Source organism: Aurantimonas sp. 22II-16-19i (genome assembly GCF_002088275.1).
Lineage (GTDB): Bacteria > Pseudomonadota > Alphaproteobacteria > Rhizobiales > Rhizobiaceae > Jiella.
Genome location: NZ_AQQS01000002.1, coordinates 62,619 through 79,313, shown reverse-complemented (window position 1 = coordinate 79,313; position 16,695 = coordinate 62,619). Strand labels below are relative to the sequence as shown.

Here is a 16,695-nt window from a genome sequence, read left to right as displayed (position 1 = left end):
CGTTTCGTTCGAGGTCACGCCCGGCACCCGGCCCGGCACGGCCCCATATCGATCATGATCGCGATCCGGTCATCGCCCGGCACGCCGGAAGATGACGTCGGATGAAGCGATCGCCACCCCGAATTTCGAGATCGTCACCCGGTTTCGCACCGTTCCCGGCGCGATCGTCCGCATGACATGGCGAAATCCGAGCAGCGTCCGCCCGCCGCCCGGCGCATACCCGTCATAGGCAAGGACGACGCCGCCTGCAAAGGTCCAGCCGACGACGGACGCCGGTGGCGCCATCGTGCCGTCGCCGAGTTCCGTCGTCACGGTACCGCGATAGCGCCCGTCCCGCGACCGCGTCAGGTCCCAGCGCTGCAGGCGTTTCCCGTCCTCGAAACGGAACCGTTCGTCCAGTTTCAGCCGGTTGCCCGCAACCCTGCCCGAGAACCGCGCAGTGAACGGCTCCCGAAAGACCAGCAGCGTGGTGATCGTGCCCTGCGACGTCGCCTGGCCGTCGAAGAAGGCGTCGAGCGCCAGCGCCGCGTCCGCCGCAGGCCGCGAGCCCGCCGCCGGACGTGCGTCATCGACGACGGGGCTTGCCAGACCGACGACAGGCGCAAGGAGCAGCACCACCGCGAGCGCCAGGCGCGCCAGATGGCGAGCCGGCCGGCGCCGGCCGCGGCACGCCGCCGAGCTCCGGGCCAGTCGTCCCACGGCTCCCGGCGCCCGCTCGATCATCGCGCCTCGCCCCAGGACTTCAGCGACTGCCAGCAGTTGCGGTCGAGGCTGAAATGCTCCGAGGCGACGCGTCCGGCGGCGACCGTATCGATCATGCCCGAGCCGATGAAGCGGAAGCCGCACTTCCAGATCACCCGGCGCGAGGCCTCGTTGATCACCCGGCAGTTGACCCTGATCTCGCCGAGCCCGAGGGCGGTGAAGCCGTAGTCGATGGCCGCATGGGCCGCCTCGGTGGCGTAGCCGTTGCCCCAGAACGGCCGGCCGATCCAGTAGCCGAGCTCGCCCCGGTCGGAGCGCCTGGCGTCGGGATGGACGCCGCAGATGCCGACGATGTCGCCGGTCGCCTTCAGGCAGATGACGAAGACCGTCTCCTCGCCGTGATCGCGGATGAAGCTCTCGGCATCCTCGACGCCGTAGGGCCAGGGGACCCGGGACAGCATCTTGACCACGTCGTAGTCGTCGAGGAGCGCCGCGATCGCCTCGGCATCCTGCGGCACGGGCGGCCGAAGCCTCAGCCTCGGGGTGACGACGGCGCGAGGCGCGCCCGTCGGCGATCTCGGCCTTTCCGTCATCTCTTCGGTCATCGAATCGTCCTTCCTCACAAGCGAAAAGGGGAGACGGCGATCCATCTCCCCTTTCGCTCGATCCGTCAGGCGATGCCTTCTGGCTTCTTGAGCGCCGGGTCGTTGGAACGCCGGCGCTGAGAAGCTCCGGTCATTCGGCGGCTTCTGCTTTCGGCATAATCGCGACGTAGGTTCGGCCATTGGCCTTCTTCTGGAAGGCGACGACGCCTTCCGACTTGGCGAAAAGGGTATGATCCTTGCCAAGGCCCACATTGGCGCCCGGGTGCCAGCGCGTGCCGCGCTGACGCACGAGGATGTTGCCCGCGATGACGGCTTCGCCGCCGAACTTCTTCACGCCGAGGCGCTTGGATTCCGAATCGCGACCGTTGCGCGAGGAACCGCCTGCTTTCTTATGTGCCATCGTTCAATCTCCTTGCCTGCTCAGGCAGCGGACCATCCGAAGAGGTCCCGATGAATTGCGTATGCGACCCGTGCCTTACTCGGCGGCGAGCGCCTTGGCCTGCTCGCGCCAATCGCTGATCTGCGCGGCGCTGAAAGGCATGCCAGCATCGATCCGCTCGATGTCCTCGTCGGTGAAGGCGGCGATCTGCGCGAAGGTGGTGATGCCCTGCGCGTTCAGCTGCTTCTCCGCGACCGGGCCGATGCCCTTGATCTTGGTCAGCTTGTCGTTGTCGCCCTCGGGTGCCGTGAACATCGGCGTCTCGGGCGTCTCGACGACGACCTCGGCCGCGTCGTCGTTCTGCGGCTTGGCAGCGACGTCGGACTTGGCGGACGGTGCCTTGCCGTCGGTCAGGATCTCGGCGATGCGGATCATCGTCAGGTCCTGGCGATGGCCGCGGGTGCGCTTGGAGTTCTGCCGGCGACGCTTCTTGAAGGAGATGACCTTCTTGCCGCGGGTCTGCTCGACGATCTCCACGGAGACGCTGGCGCCGGAAACGAACGGCGCGCCGATCGTGGAGCCGACCATCAGCACCTCGTTGAGCGTCACCAGATCACCGGCCTCGCCGGGGATGCGCTCGATGGTGAACTTGTCTTCGGGGGCGACGCGATACTGCTTGCCACCGGTCTTGATGACTGCGAACATTTTTTCTCCGTTCGTCAGACCAGCTCTCGTGCCGCGAGGGCGCGGGCCGTCTTCTTGTTCAGTCGGTTGCGAAATAGGCGAAAAAGGGCACGGACGGGCCTGCCCCAAGAATGGCGTTGCTATAGTGACAGATTTCCCGACGGTCAAGGCGCCGACGGGCCATTTCGAGGCCCGAGGCGCCCGAAAGCGCCTTCGCGCGATCGATGCGCGAGGCACCCCGCGCCGGCAGAGCGGCACCCTCGAGCCGGATGGGGATTGCCGAATCACCCGGCTTTCCACATTTGCCATCGGACCGATCCCGCCCGGAGCGCCCATCCCCATGACGATCGACCATCGGCCGACCCGCAGCAAGGCGCAGCGACCGGAGGGGCCGGCATGTGCATCGGGCGACGCCGCGGCCCCGGCCCCGGGGCGGCCCTCGCCCACGTGGCGGCGAGGCGTCCGCCTCGCGGCAGGTCCCTTCATGGCAGCGCCCCTCGCAGCCGTCGCCGTCGGCGTCGGCGTCTTCTCGGCCCTGGCGCCAGTTCCGGCCAGCGCCGCCGACTGTACCTACCAGCCGCGGCCGTCGATCGACTGGAGCGACTGCAACCGCCAGAACCTCATGCTCGGCGGCGCGAACCTCGCCGAAGCCAATCTCAGCCATGCGGATTTCGGGCTGACCGACCTCTCGGACTCCACGCTGACATCGGCGAACTTCTCGGAGGCCAAGCTGGTGCGCGCCTCCCTCGCCGGCGCCAATGCCGATGCCGCCGACTTCTCCAAGGTGGAAGGCTACAGGACGAACTTCTCCGCCATGTCGGCCGAAAAGGCGTCGTTCCAGAGCGCCGAACTTCAGCGGGCGAATTTTGCCGGGGCAACGCTCTCGAATGCCGATTTCGAGAAGGCCGAGCTCGGACGGGCCAGCTTCGACGGCGCCCGGCTCGGCGGCAACAGCTTCGTCTTCGCCAACCTCGCCCGGGCCGACTTTTCCCGCGCCGACATCGCCGGCCCCCTCGACTTCAGCAACGCCTATCTGTTCCTGACGCGCATCGAGGGCGCCGACCTGTCGGCGGCCACCGGCCTCGCCCAGACCCAGATCGACATCGCCTGCGGCAACGCCGAGACGAAGCTGCCGCAGGGCCTGTCGCGCCCGGAAAAATGGCCCTGCGCGCAGGAGTGAGCGCCGCCGCATCGTGACGATGGCGACGCTCGGTCGCCACCGCGATGGGCACCTGCGACTTCAGCCGTGCCTGATCGAGATCGTCTTCAGCCGCGAGAAGCCGTAGAGCGCCTCGAATCCCTTCTCGCGGCCATGGCCGGACTTGCCGACGCCGCCGAAGGGAAGCTCCACCCCGCCGCCCGCGCCATAGTTGTTGACGAAGACCTGGCCGACGTCGAGCTTCCTGGCAAGCCGCATCTGGCGGGCGCCGTTCTCCGTCCAGACGCCGGCGACGAGGCCGTAGTCGGTGCCGTTGGCGATGCGGATGGCATCGGCCTCGTCGTCGAAGGGGATCAGCACCTGGACCGGGCCGAAGATCTCCTCCTGGGCGAGCGGGTGCTCCGGCGGCACGTCGGCGAACAGCACCGGCGCGACGTAATGGCCGGCTTCGGGCGCATCCGGCAGGATCGTGCCCTCGCCGGCGACGGTGAGGTCCTCTCTGCCGCGGGCGATGTAGCGGGACACGATGGCCTTCTGCCTCGCCGAAACCAGCGGTCCGAGATCGTGGTTGCCCGAGGCCGGCCCGACCTTCAGGCCGTTGTAGACCTCCGCCATGCGGCGCTTGACCTCGTCGTAGATGCCGCGCTGGACGAGGACGCGGGAGGCGGCCGAGCAGGTCTGGCCGGCGGCCTGCATGCAGGCGCCGACGAGGGTCGGCAACGCCGCCTCGAGATCGACGTCGTCGAACACGATGTGCGGCGACTTGCCGCCAAGCTCCAGCGTCACCGGAACGACGTTCTCCGCCGCCGCGATCTGGATACGCCTGCCGGTCCCAACCGAGCCGGTGAAGGAGACGTGATGGACGCAGGCATGGCCGGACAGCGCTGCGCCGACGTCGTGGCCATAGCCGGTGACGATGTTGAGGGCGCCCGCCGGCAGCCCCGCCTCCACCGCCAGCGCCGCGACCGCGAGGGCACTCAGGGAGGCGTCCTCGGCAGGCTTCAGGACGCAGGCATTGCCCATGGCGAGCGCCGCGCCCACCGAGCGCCCGAGGATCTGCATCGGGTAGTTCCAGGGGATGACATGGGCGGTGACGCCATGCGGCTCGCGCAGCGTCAGCACCGTCGAGCCGCTCTGGTAAGGGATCGTCTCGCCGGTGATCTTGTCGGCCGAGCCGCCGTAGAACTCGAAGTAGCGCGCCAGGGCGATCGCATCGTTGCGGGCCTGGACGAGCGGCTTGCCGACATCGGCCGATTCCAGCTGCGCGAGGGTCTCGGCGCGTTCGATCACCAGTCCGGCAAGCCGCATCAGGATGCGGCCGCGCTCGGTGGCGGTCATCGCGCCCCATGCGCCGTCGAGGGCCGCCTGCGCCGCCGCGACGGCGGCATCGACGTCCTCGGCCGTGCCCCGCGCGATGGCGGCGATCACCTCGCCGGTCGAGGGGTTCTCGACCGGGATCGTCTCGCCGCCGCCGCCGGCGCGCCAGCCGCCGCCGATGAAGAGTTTCGCCGGGTCGAACCACAGGCCGTCCTGGATGGTCATGTCGCAAGTTCCTCGATTGTCAGACGGATGGTTCCCGCAGGAAGCAGGCAGAGCCCCTGGCGGTCCCGCGGGGAGAAGTCGTGTCACTGGCCGCTCCGCACGAACGGCTCGATGCGCTCGCGGGCCCGGTCGACATGCGCGCGCATCCGCGCCTCGGCGGCCCCGGCGTCCCGGCCCTCGATGGCGGCGAGAATCAAGAGGTGCTCGTCGATCACCGCGCGGGCGACGTCGGCGTGGTAGCGCAGGCGGAAGATGTGCATCTGGGTGAGCAGCCGGTCGAGCGCGTCGGTGATGGCCGCGTTGCCGCAGGCCCGGGCGATCGCGGAGTGAAATCGGCTGTCGAGCAGCACCAGCCTGGCGGTATGCTCGGCAAGGTCGCCGGCCGCCAGCTCATGCATCTCCGCGGCAAGTTCGGCGATCTCGGCGCGCTCGGCGGTCGAGGCGCGGCGGGCCGCGTGGGCGGCGCTTGCCGGTTCGAGCAGGAGACGCGCCTCGATGATGTCGGCAAAGCGCCGCGAACTCGGGATCGGCGCGACGCTGTAGCCCGAATAGTGCTTCTTGACGACGAGACCCTCGGCCTCCAGCCGGATCAGCGCCGCCCGGATCGGCGTCTGCGACACGCCGAAGCGCCGCGCCAGCGCATCCACCGACAGCCGCTCCCCCGGCGGGATCTTCAGGGACAGGAAATCGGAGAACAGCCGCTGATAGACCTCGTCGCCCAAAGACGGCCGCTGGACGATGTCGTCCGCGGTCACCGCCCCGCCGTCACGCGGGCGCTCCCTGGAATGCTGGATCCAATCCGTCACGAGGACATCCTTGACCGGTGGTCGTCATACCAGTACAAAATATCGTATCGGATATCGGCTGTAAACCATCCGAGCGGGCAGCGTCCGGGCAGGGACGCTGGAGAGGTCCGAGATACAAGCTGCTGAATTTTCGGGAGGAACCAACCATGTCGTTCAGACCACTTCTCGTCGGAGCCCTGATGGCTTCGAGCGCCTTCGTCGCCACGCTGGCCGAGGCGAAGGACATGAACTTCGCCTTCGTGACCCCCGCCGACGGCCACTACGGCCAGGGCGCCAAGGCCTTCGCCGCAAAGATGAACGAACTCTCCAACGGCGAGATCACCATCAACCTGAAGTCCGGCGGCTCGCTCGGCGGCGAGCGTGAGCTCCTGGAAGGCGAGCAGATCGGCACGATCGAGCTGGCGCTGACCTCGACCGGTCCGGTCGGCTCCTTCGTGCCGGAGATCTACGCCCTCGACTTCCCGTTCCTGTTCAAGGACTACGACAGCGCCCACAAGATCCTCGACGGGGAGATCGGCGACGAGCTCCTGGCGAAGTTCGAAGACAAGGGCATGATCGGCCTCGCCTGGTCGGAGAACGGCTTCCGCCACATCACCAACTCCAAGCACCCGATCAAAACGCCGGCCGATCTCGCCGGCCTGAAGATCCGGACCATGGAGAACCAGGTCCACATCGACGCCTTTCAGGAGATGGGTGCCTCGCCGACGCCGATGAGCTGGACCGAGGTCCTGACCTCGCTGCAGCAGGGCACCATCGACGCGCAGGAAAACCCGATCCCGATCATCGTCTCCAACAACATGTGGGACATGCAGAGATTCGTGACGCTGACCGGCCACGTCTATTCGCCGGCGGTCATCACCATGTCGAAGATCCATTGGGACCAGCTCTCCGAAGAGGAAAAGGGCTGGATGAAGGAAGCCGCCAAGGCGGGCGTCGAGGCGACCCGCAAGGTCGTCGCCGAGAACGAGGCGAACGGCGTCGAGACGATGCGCGAGAACGGCATGGACGTCGTGACCGACGTCGACAAGAAGGCGTTCCAGGATGCCGTCCAGCCCACCTACGAGAAATATGCCGGCCAGTACGGCAAGGAGATGATCGAGCGCATCCGCGCCGCGCAGGAATAGCGCCCGCTCCAACGCTCCCCCTCCGCGGGTTGGCCGTCGCAAGGCCGGCCCGCGGCGGCTCAAGCCTCGGCCCAAGGGACACGTCTCGTGCGCAACTTCCTGATCTCGGCCGGCGAACGGCTGACCACCCTCACCCACAATCTCGCCGCGCTGCTGATGGCGCTCGCCATGTGCCTGGTCTTCTGGCAGGTGGTCACGCGCTTCGTGCTGCACGACGCCGCCGCCTGGTCCGAGGTGTTGGCCCGCGGCATCGTCATCTGGATGGTGTTCCTGGTGGCGGGCGCCGGCTTCCGCCTCAGCGCGATGATCCCGCTCGAATTCGTCCGATCGGTCCTGCCCGACAGGATGCAGCGGGTGGTCTCCTTCATCGTCCTCTGCCTGATCCTGACCTTCCTCGCGATCATCGCCTGGTTCGGCACGATGATGGCGATCCGCGTCTCCACCCAGCAGGTGGCGATGCTGAACGTCCCGATCTCCTGGTTCTATGCCGCGCTTCCTGTCGGCGCCGTCCTGGCGATGCCGGGCGCGATCCTCGAATTCATCCGCCCCATCGAGACGCCGCGCGAGGATATTTTCGAATGAACGCCGCCCTCGTCACAGCGCTTCTCGTCCTCTTCACGCTGTCGGTGCCGGTCGCCGTCGCCATCGGGCTCGCCGCCGTCTTCGGCGTCACCTTCTTCTCGCCGCTGCCGCTCCTCGTCGTGCCGCAGAAGATCTTCACCAGCCTCGATTCCTTCCCGCTCCTGGCGATCCCCTTCTTCATCCTCGCCGGCAACCTGATGACCCAGGGCGGGGTTTCGCGCCGGCTCGTCGATTTCGCCAAGTCGATGGTCGGCGGCGTCCAGGGCGGCCTCGCCTCGACCTGCGTCCTCACCTGCATGATCTTCGCGGCGATCTCCGGCTCCTCGGTCGCCACCACCTTCGCCATCGGCGCGATCCTGGTGCCGGCGATGGCCCGCCACGGCTACCCGCTGCCGATGGCCGCGACGATCCAGGCGAGTTCGGCCGAACTCGGCGTCATCATTCCCCCCTCGGTGCCGATGATCATCTACGGCGTTTCCACCGAAACCTCGGTGACGAAGCTCTTCGTCGCCGGCATCGGCCCGGGCCTGCTGGTCGCCGGCGCGCTGGTGCTGCTGACCCAGATCTGGTGCCGCGTGAAGGGCATCGGCAAGCAGGACGGCGATGGCCGTGTCGATTTCCTGAAGAGCCTCGTCGACGCGTTCTGGGCGCTGATGCTGCCGGTCATCATCCTCGGCGGCATCTATGGCGGCATCTTCACACCGACCGAAGCCGCGGCGGTCGCGGCCGTCTACGCCCTCCTCGTCGGGCTCTTCGTCTATCGCGAAATGACGATCTCCGACCTCCCAGCGATCTTCCGCTCGGCGGCGGTCTCCACCGGCGCGATCATGCTGATCATCGGAACGGCCGGGCTGTTCTCCTTCCTCGTCAGCCTTTCCGGCCTGCCGACGGTGATCGGCGAATGGGCCGAGGCGAGCTTCTCCTCGTCGGTCTCCTTCCTGCTCTTCGTCAACATCCTCTTGCTGCTCGTCGGCATGTTCGTCGAGACCTCGGCGGCGATCCTGGTGCTGGCGCCGATCCTGACGCCGATCGCCATCAGCTACGGCGTCGATCCGGTGCATTTCGGCATCGTCGTCATCGTCAACCTAGCGCTGGGGATGATCACGCCGCCGCTCGGGGTGAACCTCTTCGCCGCAGCCGCGGTCGCGAAGATCCCGGTCCAGAGCATGTTCAAGTCGCTGCTCCTGCCCGTCGGGACGGTCTTCCTGGCGCTGCTGCTGATCACCTACGTGCCGCAGATCTCGCTGTTCCTGATCGGCGGGTAGCGGGCGAAGACGCGGTGCAAACGGATCTCGAAGGTCCAGTGACTCTCCAAGGAAGGAACAACCGGATGACACGACCGGCTGCCGGCCCCTACCGCATCGCCACCATCGAGGGCGACGGCATCGGCCCAGAGGTGACAAAGGCGGCGCTCGCCGTCCTGAAGGCGGCCTGCGGCGAGGACACGCTCGATTTCGCCATGCTGAACGGCGGCGCCGGGCACTACCGCGCCACCGGCGACGTCCTGCCGGACGAGACCATGGCCGCCTGCCGCGAGATGGACGCGATCCTGCACGGGGCGGCGGGGCTGCCGGGCGTCGTCTATCCGGACGGCACCGAGGTCGGCAACGACCTGCATCTGAGGCTGCGCTTTACGCTGGACCTCTACGCCAATGTCCGGCCGATCAAGCTTTTGAAGGGCGTCACCTCGCCGCTGCGCGCCTTCGAGGGCGGCGGCATCGACTATGTCATCGTGCGCGAGAACACCGAGGGGCTCTATGCCAGCCGCGGCGCCGGGGTGCTTTTGCGCGGCGAATATGCCTCCGACAGCCTCGTCATCACCCGCAAGGGCACGAGCCGCGTCGCCCGCTTCGCCTTCGCGCTGTCGCGCAAGCGGAACGGCGCGCCCCGCGACGGCAGGCGCCGGCTGACCGTCTGCGACAAGGCCAACATCCTGCGCAGCTATGCCTTCTTCCGAGCGGTCTGCGACGACGTCCATGGCGAGTTTCCCGATATCGACATCGACTATGCCTATGCCGACGCGATCACCGTCCACCTCCTGAAGCGGCCGGACTTCTACGACGTCATCGTCGCGGAGAACATGTTCGGCGACATCATCTCCGACCTCGGCGCGGCGACCGTCGGCGGCATGGGCATCTCGCCATCGGGCGAGATCGGCGACAGCCACGGTCTGTTCCAGGGCGCTCACGGCTCCGCGCCCGACATCGCCGGGCAGGACGTCGCCAGCCCCGTCGCGACGATCCTGTCGGGCGCGATGATGCTGCGCTGGCTGGCCGACAAGCATGGCGACATGGCGCTCGACGAAGCCGCCGGCCGGGTGGAGACGGCGGTGGAACGGGTGCTCGCGGCGGGCGAGCACGTGCCGGCCGATCTCGGCGGCTCGGCCCGCTGCAGCGAGATGACGACGGCGATCCTGCGGGCGCTCGGCGCCTGATTTCGAGACGAGGACGACAGACATGGACAAGCAGCGCATCGGCATGATCGGCGTCGGCATGATGGGGCACGGCATCGCCCGCAACATCGCCGCGAAGGGATGGCCGCTGGCCTATCTCCACCATCCCGGCAACCAGCCGACCGACGATCTCGACGCCGCCGGCGCCCGGCGCTTCGACGGCGCGGTGGAACTCGTGGCCGAAAGCGACATCCTCCTCCTCTGCGTCACCGGCGCGGCGGAGATCGAGGCCATTCTCTCAGGGGCGAACGGGCTGATCCCGCAGCTGCGGCCCGGCATGACGGTGGTCGACTGCTCCACCGGCATTCCGAGCGTCACCCAGCGCGTGGCGGCACAGGTCGCGGAAAAAGGCTGCGCCTTCGTCGACGCCGCCATGACCCGCACGCCGAAGGAGGCCGAGGAAGGCCGGCTCAACCTCTTGATCGGCGGCGACAGCGACACCGTCGCGGCGCTGACGCCGTTGTTTACAGCCTTCTCGGAGAACCGGTTCCATGCCGGGCCGGTCGGCGCCGGGCAGACGCTGAAGCTCCTCCACAACTACGTCTCGCTCGGCACGGTGACGCTGATGAGCGAGGCGGCGGCCTGCGCGGCCGAGAACGGCATCGATGCCGGCGTCTTCGTCGACTGCCTGCGCCGGGGCGGCGGCAGCGGTGCGGCGCTGGAGCGCCTCGCGCCATTCCTGCTCGCCGGCGAGACCGCGCAGATGCGCTTCACCAACGCCAATGCGCGCAAGGACCTCGGATACTACAACACCCTCGCCGAGGAGACCGGGACCCGCCGCGACGTCGCGAGGGGCGTGCTCGCGGCGCTCGATTGGCTGAACGAGAACGACTTCGGCCAGGCCATGGTGCCGGAAGCGGCGAAGGCGTTTCGCGCCAAGTCGTGAGCGCACCCCATGTCGGCGCGAATGCCGGGCTCGACGAAGGGTCGAACCGGAGGCAGGGCGGCACGGTGCCGCCCTCCCCTCGCCGTCTCTCAGGTGATCCGCTTGATGCTGGCGGCGATCTCCTCGGGCTCGAACACCCGCTTCCAGTCGTCGCGCATCAGCATCGGCTTGCCGAATTCGATCGCCTTGTTGCAGGCGTCGGAGAAGACGCCCTCGACCTCGTCGAAGATCACCGCGCCGAGAATGTTCATGTGGCCGAGCAGGAAGTCGCGGGCGGCGTCCTTCGGCACGCCGCGCCTGACCACCTCGTCCATCGCCTCGCGCATGACGACGAGAAGCGAGGCGCACACCGTCTCCGACAGGCCGGGCTCGAGCAGAGCCATCTGCTCGACGGTGACGCGATACGTCCGGGCGACCGGGGCGTAGATGGCGCGGGCCACCCTGTCGCCGATCTCGTAGTGCTCGTCCGGTCCCTGCATCAGCGCGCTGACGACGCCCTGCTGCGCCGCGACGCCGCCGAAATGATCGGCCCGACCCTCCGGCGTCGCCTCGTCGTTGAAGATCGGCGGATGGCAGGGATGGGTGACGAAATAGGTGATGTCGGCCCGCTCCGGCAGATGGCCGGCAAAGGGCGCCGCCGCATCGAGCACCACGACGATGGTTCCGGGCGCGAGCTTCGGCACGACCGCCGCCGCGACCTTGCCGATCACCGTGTCCGGGATCGCCAGGATCACCACCTCGGCCCCGTCGATCGCGACGTCGGCATCGATGCAGTCGGCCCCGATCGCGTCCTTCAGCCGGGCCTGGCCCTGCTCGCTCGGCTCCACATGGCGGACCGAAAAATCCGTCTTCGCCAGGTTGCGCGACAGCCGCACGCCCATTTTGCCACCGGCGCCGAACAGCGCAACAGTCGTCATGTCTTCATCTCCCGCTCTTCGAAGAGCCTTTCGTCAACTGGTATGATGAGATAATAATCGGGCTCGAAAGTCAATTGCGCCGATCGGCGAGAACAGCGGAGATCGCGATGAACGAGGACGACGCGGCGGCGCCCTGGATCACCTGGTTCGGCGACGATTTCACCGGGTCGGCCGCGGTGATGGAGGTGCTGGCTTTCGCCGGCGTTCCGAGCGTCCTGTTCACACGGATCCCGGACGCGGAGCTCCTGAGACGCTTCGCCGGCTGCCGGGCGATCGGCATCGCCTCCACGGCCCGCAGCCACTCGCCGGCCTGGATGGCGGAGCATCTGGCAGCACCGCTGCGCTTTCTGGACGGCCTCGGCGCGCCGCTTCTCCACTACAAGGTCTGCTCGACCTTCGATTCGGCGCCGGATGTCGGCTCGATCGGCAAGGCGATCGAGATCGGACTCGGCATCCGCAAGGCAGACGCCGTTCCGATGATCGTCGCCGCGCCGCAGATGCGCCGCTGGCAGGCCTTCGGCCACCTCTTCGCCGGCAGCCTCGACGGCGTTTTCCGGCTCGATCGCCATCCGGTGATGGCGCATCATCCGGTGACGCCGATGGACGAGGCGGATCTCCTGAGGCACCTTTCCGCCCAGTCGGACCTGCCGTCGGCGCTGATCGACCTCGAGGCGCTCTGGTCCGGCCCGCAACAGCGCCTTAACGAGGCTCTCGCGGCGGGCGCGAAAATCCTGTCCCTCGACATGATGGAGGAGAGGAGCGAGGCGGCGGCGGGCCGGCTGATCTGGGAGAACCGCGACAGGCTTTCCTTCGTCGTCGGCAGCCAGGGCGTCGAATACGCGCTGGTACGGCACTGGCAGGCCACGGACAGGCTCGCCGCCGCCGCCGCACCCGGAAGCGCCGGCCGGGTCGACCGGATCGCCGCCATCTCCGGCTCGGTCTCGCCGACGACGGCGGCGCAGCTGCGCTGGGCCGGCGCCAACGGCTTCGAACTGATCGGCTTCGATGCCGCCGCCGTCTGCGGCGGCGCGGCTGATCTCGCGGCGGAAGAAGCCCTCGCCGCCGAGGCTGCCTGCGAGGCCGCCGGGAGTGGCAAGAGCCCCCTCGTCCATTCGGCCATCGGCGAGGGCGACGCCGTCACCGCCTTCAGATCCGCCGTGTCGCGTTCGGGCATCTCCATGGAGACGGCGAACCAGCGGATCGGCGAGGCGCTCGGCCGGATCCTCTCGGTGGTGCTGGAGCGGACCGGGCTTCGCCGCGCGGTGATCTCCGGCGGCGACACGTCGGGTCACGGCATGCGCCAGCTCGGCCTCGATGCGCTGACGGCGCTCGCCCCGACCATTCCCGGCGCGGCACTCTGCAGCGCCCATGGCGAGAGCCGGCACGACGGCCTGCAGATCGCGCTGAAGGGCGGGCAGATGGGCTCGGAGGACTTCTTCGGCTGGATCAGGGATGGCGGCGGGGCCCGGTCCTGACGCGGCATCCGTCACCGGGCGGGGCGGTTCGCCGCCTCGTCGTTGAAGGCGTAGAGGCTGGTGGCTCGGTCCAGATGGTCGCGCATCATCATGGTCGCCCCTTCCCGGTCATGAGCCGCGATCAGATCGACGATGCGGTCGTGCTCGGTGAGGGTGATTTCCTCGTTGTTCGACCAGTGCAAGAGCGCGTCGTGGTACTCGAACAGCCATCGCAGCATCGCCACCGACACCGCCGCGATGATCGGATTGCCGACGATCTCCGCGATGCGCGCGTGAAACGCCATGTCGGCCTTGATGAAGGGAACCGGATCGCCGCCGAGCAGCGCCCGCTGGTGTGCCGCGAGATCGCGCAGCGCGGCGACGTCGGCCTCGCTGGCCTTGTCGGCGGCAACGCCGACGATGCCGAGCTCGAACATCTGCCGCGCCTGCTTGAGATGCTCGAGGTTGGAGGGGACGGAATCCAGCAGCAGCCGGGCGATCTGGTCGCTCTGGTCGAGCACCGTCCCGGCGGTGATCGCGTTGACCCGGCTGCGCTCGCCATGGGTGATGGTGATCAGCCCGGAATTGTGCAGCGACTGCAGCGCCTCGCGCACCGCCGGCCGGCCGACCCCGAAGCGCTCCATCAGCGCGCGTTCGGACGGCAGCGCGTCGCCGGGCTTCAACTCGCGCGAGCGGATCATCTCGCGCAGCCTGTCCAGCACCTGGTCCGACAGCTTGCGCCGGACGATCCGGTCGCCGTCCTCGTCGGTGTCAATTCGCAGCGTCATGCCTCATCCCCGCCCTGCCGCCTCGCCCGCGCGCTTCGCCCGGCACCCGCGTCTGCCCGGCTCCGCTCCCCGTCGAGCACGGCGCGCGGTTGCGGCAGGGCTCGAGCGACGCGTCGTTCATATCGCGGCGATCTCCACCGTCCGGCCGGTCTCCGCCGACCGGTAGGCCGCCTCGACCAGCGCCAGGGTCTTCAGATTGTCGGCGCCGGAGGTTTCCGGCTGCCGTCCCTCGGCGAGGCAGTCGACGAAGTGCTGCTGGATGGTCTTCACGCTCTCCTGGATGTTGTGCCACGGACGCTCCGCCCAGGCGAGCAGCGGCGGCGAGACGTCCAAGATGGTCTCTCGCCCGCCGCTCTGGACGGTCAGGCGATAGCCGGCGTCGAGGCGCAGCGTGCCGTCGGTGCCGTCGATCTCGACCAGCGTCTGCGGGAAGGTCTCCGGCTCGCGCCGGGTCGCATAGGAACAGTCGACGACGCTGGTCACGCCGCCGGCATGGGCAAGCAGCATCGTCGCGACATCCTCGCCGCGGATCTGCGGATTGACCCGCCGCGTCGTCGCGGAGAGCCGGTCCACGTCGCCGAAGAAGGCGCGGGCGATGTCGAGGATGTGGATGCCGAGATCTTCGATGATGAAGCGCTGCCCCTCGGCGAGATAGGGCTGGCCAGCATAGACGTCGTAGCCGGAGCGAAAGCTGATGCGGCCGAAGAAGGGTTCGCCGATCGCGCCGCCGCGCACCGTCTCGATCGCCCGGCGGATCGCCGACTGCCAGCGGAAGTTCTCGTGCACCATCAGGACGCGGCCGGCGGCCTCGACGGCGGCGACCATCGCCCTTGCGTCCTCAATGGTCTCGGCGAAGGGCTTCTGGCAGATGACGTGTCGCCCCGCCCGGGCCGCCATCTCGACCAGCGGGCGATGGCTGGGGGCGGTGGTGGCGATGTCGACGAAGTCGACCGCCTCGGCGGCCAGCATCTCGCCGGCGTCGCGATAGGTCCGGGCGATCCCGAAGCGCGCCGCGGTCTCGCTCAGCCGGCGCTCGTCGCGGTCGCAGAGGGCGACGATCTCGGCACCGGCGATCTCGCCCCAGGCGTGGAGCTGGTTCTGGGCGAAGAAACCGCAACCGATCAGGGCACCTTTGGGCATGGACCGCTCCTTTTCGTCCTTGTCGGGATGACGGACCCCCGGCATTGTGTCAACAGGTATGATGAGCATCACAGCCAGCAGATGACAAATCACGGAGACGCGCCGGTGAGCCGAGACAGCATCAGGGTGACCTACCGCATCGAGACCGCCGGCGATCCGCAAGCGATGGCGCAGAAGATCGCCTCCGATCAGTCGACCGGCACCTTCACCGAGCTGGCAGGCGAGACGGCGGCGGTGAAGGCCCGCTGCGCGGCAAGGGTCGAGGCGGTGGAGCCGCTGCCGGACATCGCGACGCCCTCGATCCCGCAGCCGGGCGCGACGGGTCCCGTCCGGCGGGCCGACGCCGTCATCTCCTATCCGCTCGAAGCCGTCGGCACCGACATCGCCGCCCTGATGACGATCGCCATCGGCGGCGTCTACGCCGCCCGCGGCCTCTCCGGCATCCGGGTGATGGACATCGAGCTGCCGGAAGCCTTCGCCTGCCATCCGGGCCCGCAATTCGGCATCGCCGGCTCGCGCAAGCTGATGGGCGTCGCCAAGGGTCCGATGATCGCCTCGATCATCAAGCCCTCGCTGGGGCTCCTGCCGCAGGAGACGGCCGCGGTGGTCAAGACGCTCTGCGAGGCCGGCGTCGACTTCATCAAGGACGACGAGAAGCTGATGAGCCCCGGCTATTCGCCGCTGGACAGCCGCGTCGCGGCCATCATGCCGGTGATCCGCGATCACGAGCAGAAGACCGGCAAGCGCGTGATGTACGCCTTCGGCATCTCCTCGGCCGATCCGGACGTGATGATGCGCAACCATGACCGAGTGGTCGCGGCGGGCGGCAACGCCGCCGTCGTCAACATCAACTCCATCGGCCATGGCGGCATGAGCTTCCTGAGGAAGCGCTCGGCGCTCTGCCTGCATGCCCATCGCAACGGCTGGGACATCCTGACCCGCCATCCCGGCCTCGGCATGGAGTTTCGCGCCTATCAGAAGATCTGGCGGCTGCTCGGCGTCGACCAGTTCCAGATCAACGGCATCAGGGCCAAATACTGGGAGCCGGACGAGAGCTTCGTGAAATCCTTCCACGACGTGATGACGCCGATCTTTTCCGATGCCGACCGGCCGCTCCCCGTCGTCTGCTCGGGCCAGTGGGGCGGCCAGGCGGTCGAGACCTACGAGCGCACCGGCCGCACACTCGACCTGATGTATCTCGGCGGCGGCGGCATCCACGGCCATCCGATGGGGCCGGCTGCCGGCGTCCGGGCGATCCGCCAGGCCTGGCAGGCCGCCGAAGCCGGCGAGAGCCTTGCGGCCAAGGCCAGGGACCATCCGGAGCTGGCCGCATCCCTCGCCAAATGGGGCGCCGGCTGACGAAGCGTCGCCGGCGCCTCGCAGCCCGATCCGGTGCTGGACCGCCGGTTCTGGACGGCCGGTGCTGGATCGCCGACGCTGCGATGGCCAGGCCGCGCCCCGCGCCGGGGCCGGCC

At 68.4% G+C, this 16,695-nt stretch carries 17 protein-coding genes and 1 pseudogene; 9 read left to right on the top strand and 9 right to left on the bottom strand.

The features are described from left to right. Positions 1-69: 69 nt before the first annotated feature. The 4 genes from ATO4_RS02960 to ATO4_RS02945 all read right to left on the bottom strand — a co-directional run bounded on the left by ATO4_RS02960 (position 70) and on the right by ATO4_RS02945 (position 2,391). Entirely contained in the window at positions 70-699 is a 630-nt protein-coding gene (locus ATO4_RS02960; RefSeq protein ID WP_176222838.1) for a DUF3833 family protein, read from the bottom strand. 20 nt (positions 700-719) lie between these two features. Next, positions 720-1,307 carry a GNAT family N-acetyltransferase gene (locus ATO4_RS02955; RefSeq protein ID WP_245308534.1) on the bottom strand — a complete coding sequence of 196 codons (588 nt, stop codon included), beginning with the start codon at positions 1,305-1,307 and terminating at the stop codon, positions 720-722. A gap of 130 nt (positions 1,308-1,437) precedes the next feature. Further along, positions 1,438-1,707, bottom strand: a complete 270-nt coding sequence (rpmA, locus tag ATO4_RS02950) for a 50S ribosomal protein L27 (RefSeq protein WP_083589928.1) — start codon at positions 1,705-1,707, stop codon at positions 1,438-1,440. A gap of 75 nt (positions 1,708-1,782) precedes the next feature. Continuing rightward, a complete protein-coding gene (locus ATO4_RS02945) occupies positions 1,783-2,391 on the bottom strand; it encodes a 50S ribosomal protein L21 (RefSeq protein ID WP_083589927.1) in 609 nt (202 codons plus the stop codon). A gap of 463 nt (positions 2,392-2,854) precedes the next feature. On the opposite strand from ATO4_RS02945, the gene ATO4_RS02940 reads away from it, so the two are divergent. Further along, positions 2,855-3,550, top strand: a complete 696-nt coding sequence (locus ATO4_RS02940; protein ID WP_083589926.1) for a pentapeptide repeat-containing protein — start codon at positions 2,855-2,857, stop codon at positions 3,548-3,550. A gap of 60 nt (positions 3,551-3,610) precedes the next feature. On the opposite strand, the gene ATO4_RS02935 is transcribed toward ATO4_RS02940, so the two are convergent. Both ATO4_RS02935 and ATO4_RS02930 read right to left on the bottom strand, forming a co-directional pair. Then, entirely contained in the window at positions 3,611-5,071 is a 1,461-nt protein-coding gene (locus ATO4_RS02935; RefSeq protein ID WP_083589925.1) for an aldehyde dehydrogenase family protein, read from the bottom strand. Positions 5,072-5,154: 83 nt separating this feature from the next. Continuing rightward, positions 5,155-5,877 (bottom strand): GntR family transcriptional regulator, encoded by a 723-nt coding sequence (locus ATO4_RS02930; protein WP_083589924.1) that lies wholly within the window; start codon positions 5,875-5,877, stop codon positions 5,155-5,157. A 146-nt stretch (positions 5,878-6,023) separates the two neighbouring features. On the opposite strand from ATO4_RS02930, the gene ATO4_RS02925 reads away from it, so the two are divergent. From ATO4_RS02925 to ATO4_RS28615, 6 genes and pseudogenes are all read left to right on the top strand, one after another. Next, positions 6,024-7,001: a TRAP transporter substrate-binding protein gene (locus ATO4_RS02925; RefSeq protein WP_083589923.1), complete on the top strand. Its 978-nt coding sequence runs from the start codon at positions 6,024-6,026 to the stop codon at positions 6,999-7,001. A gap of 87 nt (positions 7,002-7,088) precedes the next feature. Continuing rightward, positions 7,089-7,583: a TRAP transporter small permease gene (locus tag ATO4_RS02920; protein WP_083589922.1), complete on the top strand. Its 495-nt coding sequence runs from the start codon at positions 7,089-7,091 to the stop codon at positions 7,581-7,583. Further along, positions 7,580-8,848, top strand: coding sequence for a TRAP transporter large permease (locus ATO4_RS02915; RefSeq protein WP_083589921.1), 1,269 nt, complete (start codon positions 7,580-7,582; stop codon positions 8,846-8,848). The genes ATO4_RS02920 and ATO4_RS02915 overlap by 4 nt, the downstream gene beginning before the upstream one ends. A gap of 65 nt (positions 8,849-8,913) precedes the next feature. After that, the gene (locus tag ATO4_RS02910; RefSeq protein ID WP_083589920.1) at positions 8,914-10,017 is read left to right on the top strand and encodes an isocitrate/isopropylmalate dehydrogenase family protein; all 1,104 of its coding nucleotides are present in this window, start codon (positions 8,914-8,916) and stop codon (positions 10,015-10,017) included. A gap of 16 nt (positions 10,018-10,033) precedes the next feature. After that, positions 10,034-10,519: pseudogene (locus tag ATO4_RS28620) on the top strand (NAD(P)-binding domain-containing protein); the annotation flags it as partial. Beyond that, positions 10,496-10,921, top strand: coding sequence for an NAD-binding protein (locus tag ATO4_RS28615; RefSeq protein ID WP_280940477.1), 426 nt, complete (start codon positions 10,496-10,498; stop codon positions 10,919-10,921). The pseudogene ATO4_RS28620 and the gene ATO4_RS28615, both read left to right, overlap by 24 nt. An 89-nt stretch (positions 10,922-11,010) precedes the next feature. Here ATO4_RS28615 and ATO4_RS02900 read toward each other — a convergent pair whose 3' ends face one another. Next, positions 11,011-11,838, bottom strand: a complete 828-nt coding sequence (locus tag ATO4_RS02900; protein ID WP_083589918.1) for a phosphogluconate dehydrogenase C-terminal domain-containing protein — start codon at positions 11,836-11,838, stop codon at positions 11,011-11,013. Between the two features lie 107 nt (positions 11,839-11,945). Between ATO4_RS02900 and ATO4_RS02895 the strand changes: the two genes are divergently transcribed. Next, positions 11,946-13,313, top strand: a complete 1,368-nt coding sequence (locus ATO4_RS02895; RefSeq protein ID WP_083589917.1) for a four-carbon acid sugar kinase family protein — start codon at positions 11,946-11,948, stop codon at positions 13,311-13,313. 11 nt (positions 13,314-13,324) lie between these two features. Here the strand turns inward: ATO4_RS02895 and nanR are convergent, their stop codons facing one another. Further along, positions 13,325-14,080, bottom strand: coding sequence for a transcriptional regulator NanR (gene nanR / locus ATO4_RS02890; RefSeq protein WP_083589916.1), 756 nt, complete (start codon positions 14,078-14,080; stop codon positions 13,325-13,327). Between the two features lie 117 nt (positions 14,081-14,197). Continuing rightward, positions 14,198-15,220, bottom strand: a complete 1,023-nt coding sequence (locus tag ATO4_RS02885) for a Gfo/Idh/MocA family oxidoreductase (protein ID WP_083589915.1) — start codon at positions 15,218-15,220, stop codon at positions 14,198-14,200. Positions 15,221-15,325: 105 nt separating this feature from the next. Between ATO4_RS02885 and oiaX the strand changes: the two genes are divergently transcribed. Beyond that, the gene (oiaX, locus tag ATO4_RS02880; protein WP_280940474.1) at positions 15,326-16,579 is read left to right on the top strand and encodes a 3-oxo-isoapionate-4-phosphate decarboxylase OiaX; all 1,254 of its coding nucleotides are present in this window, start codon (positions 15,326-15,328) and stop codon (positions 16,577-16,579) included. The last annotated feature ends 116 nt before the right edge of the window (positions 16,580-16,695 follow it).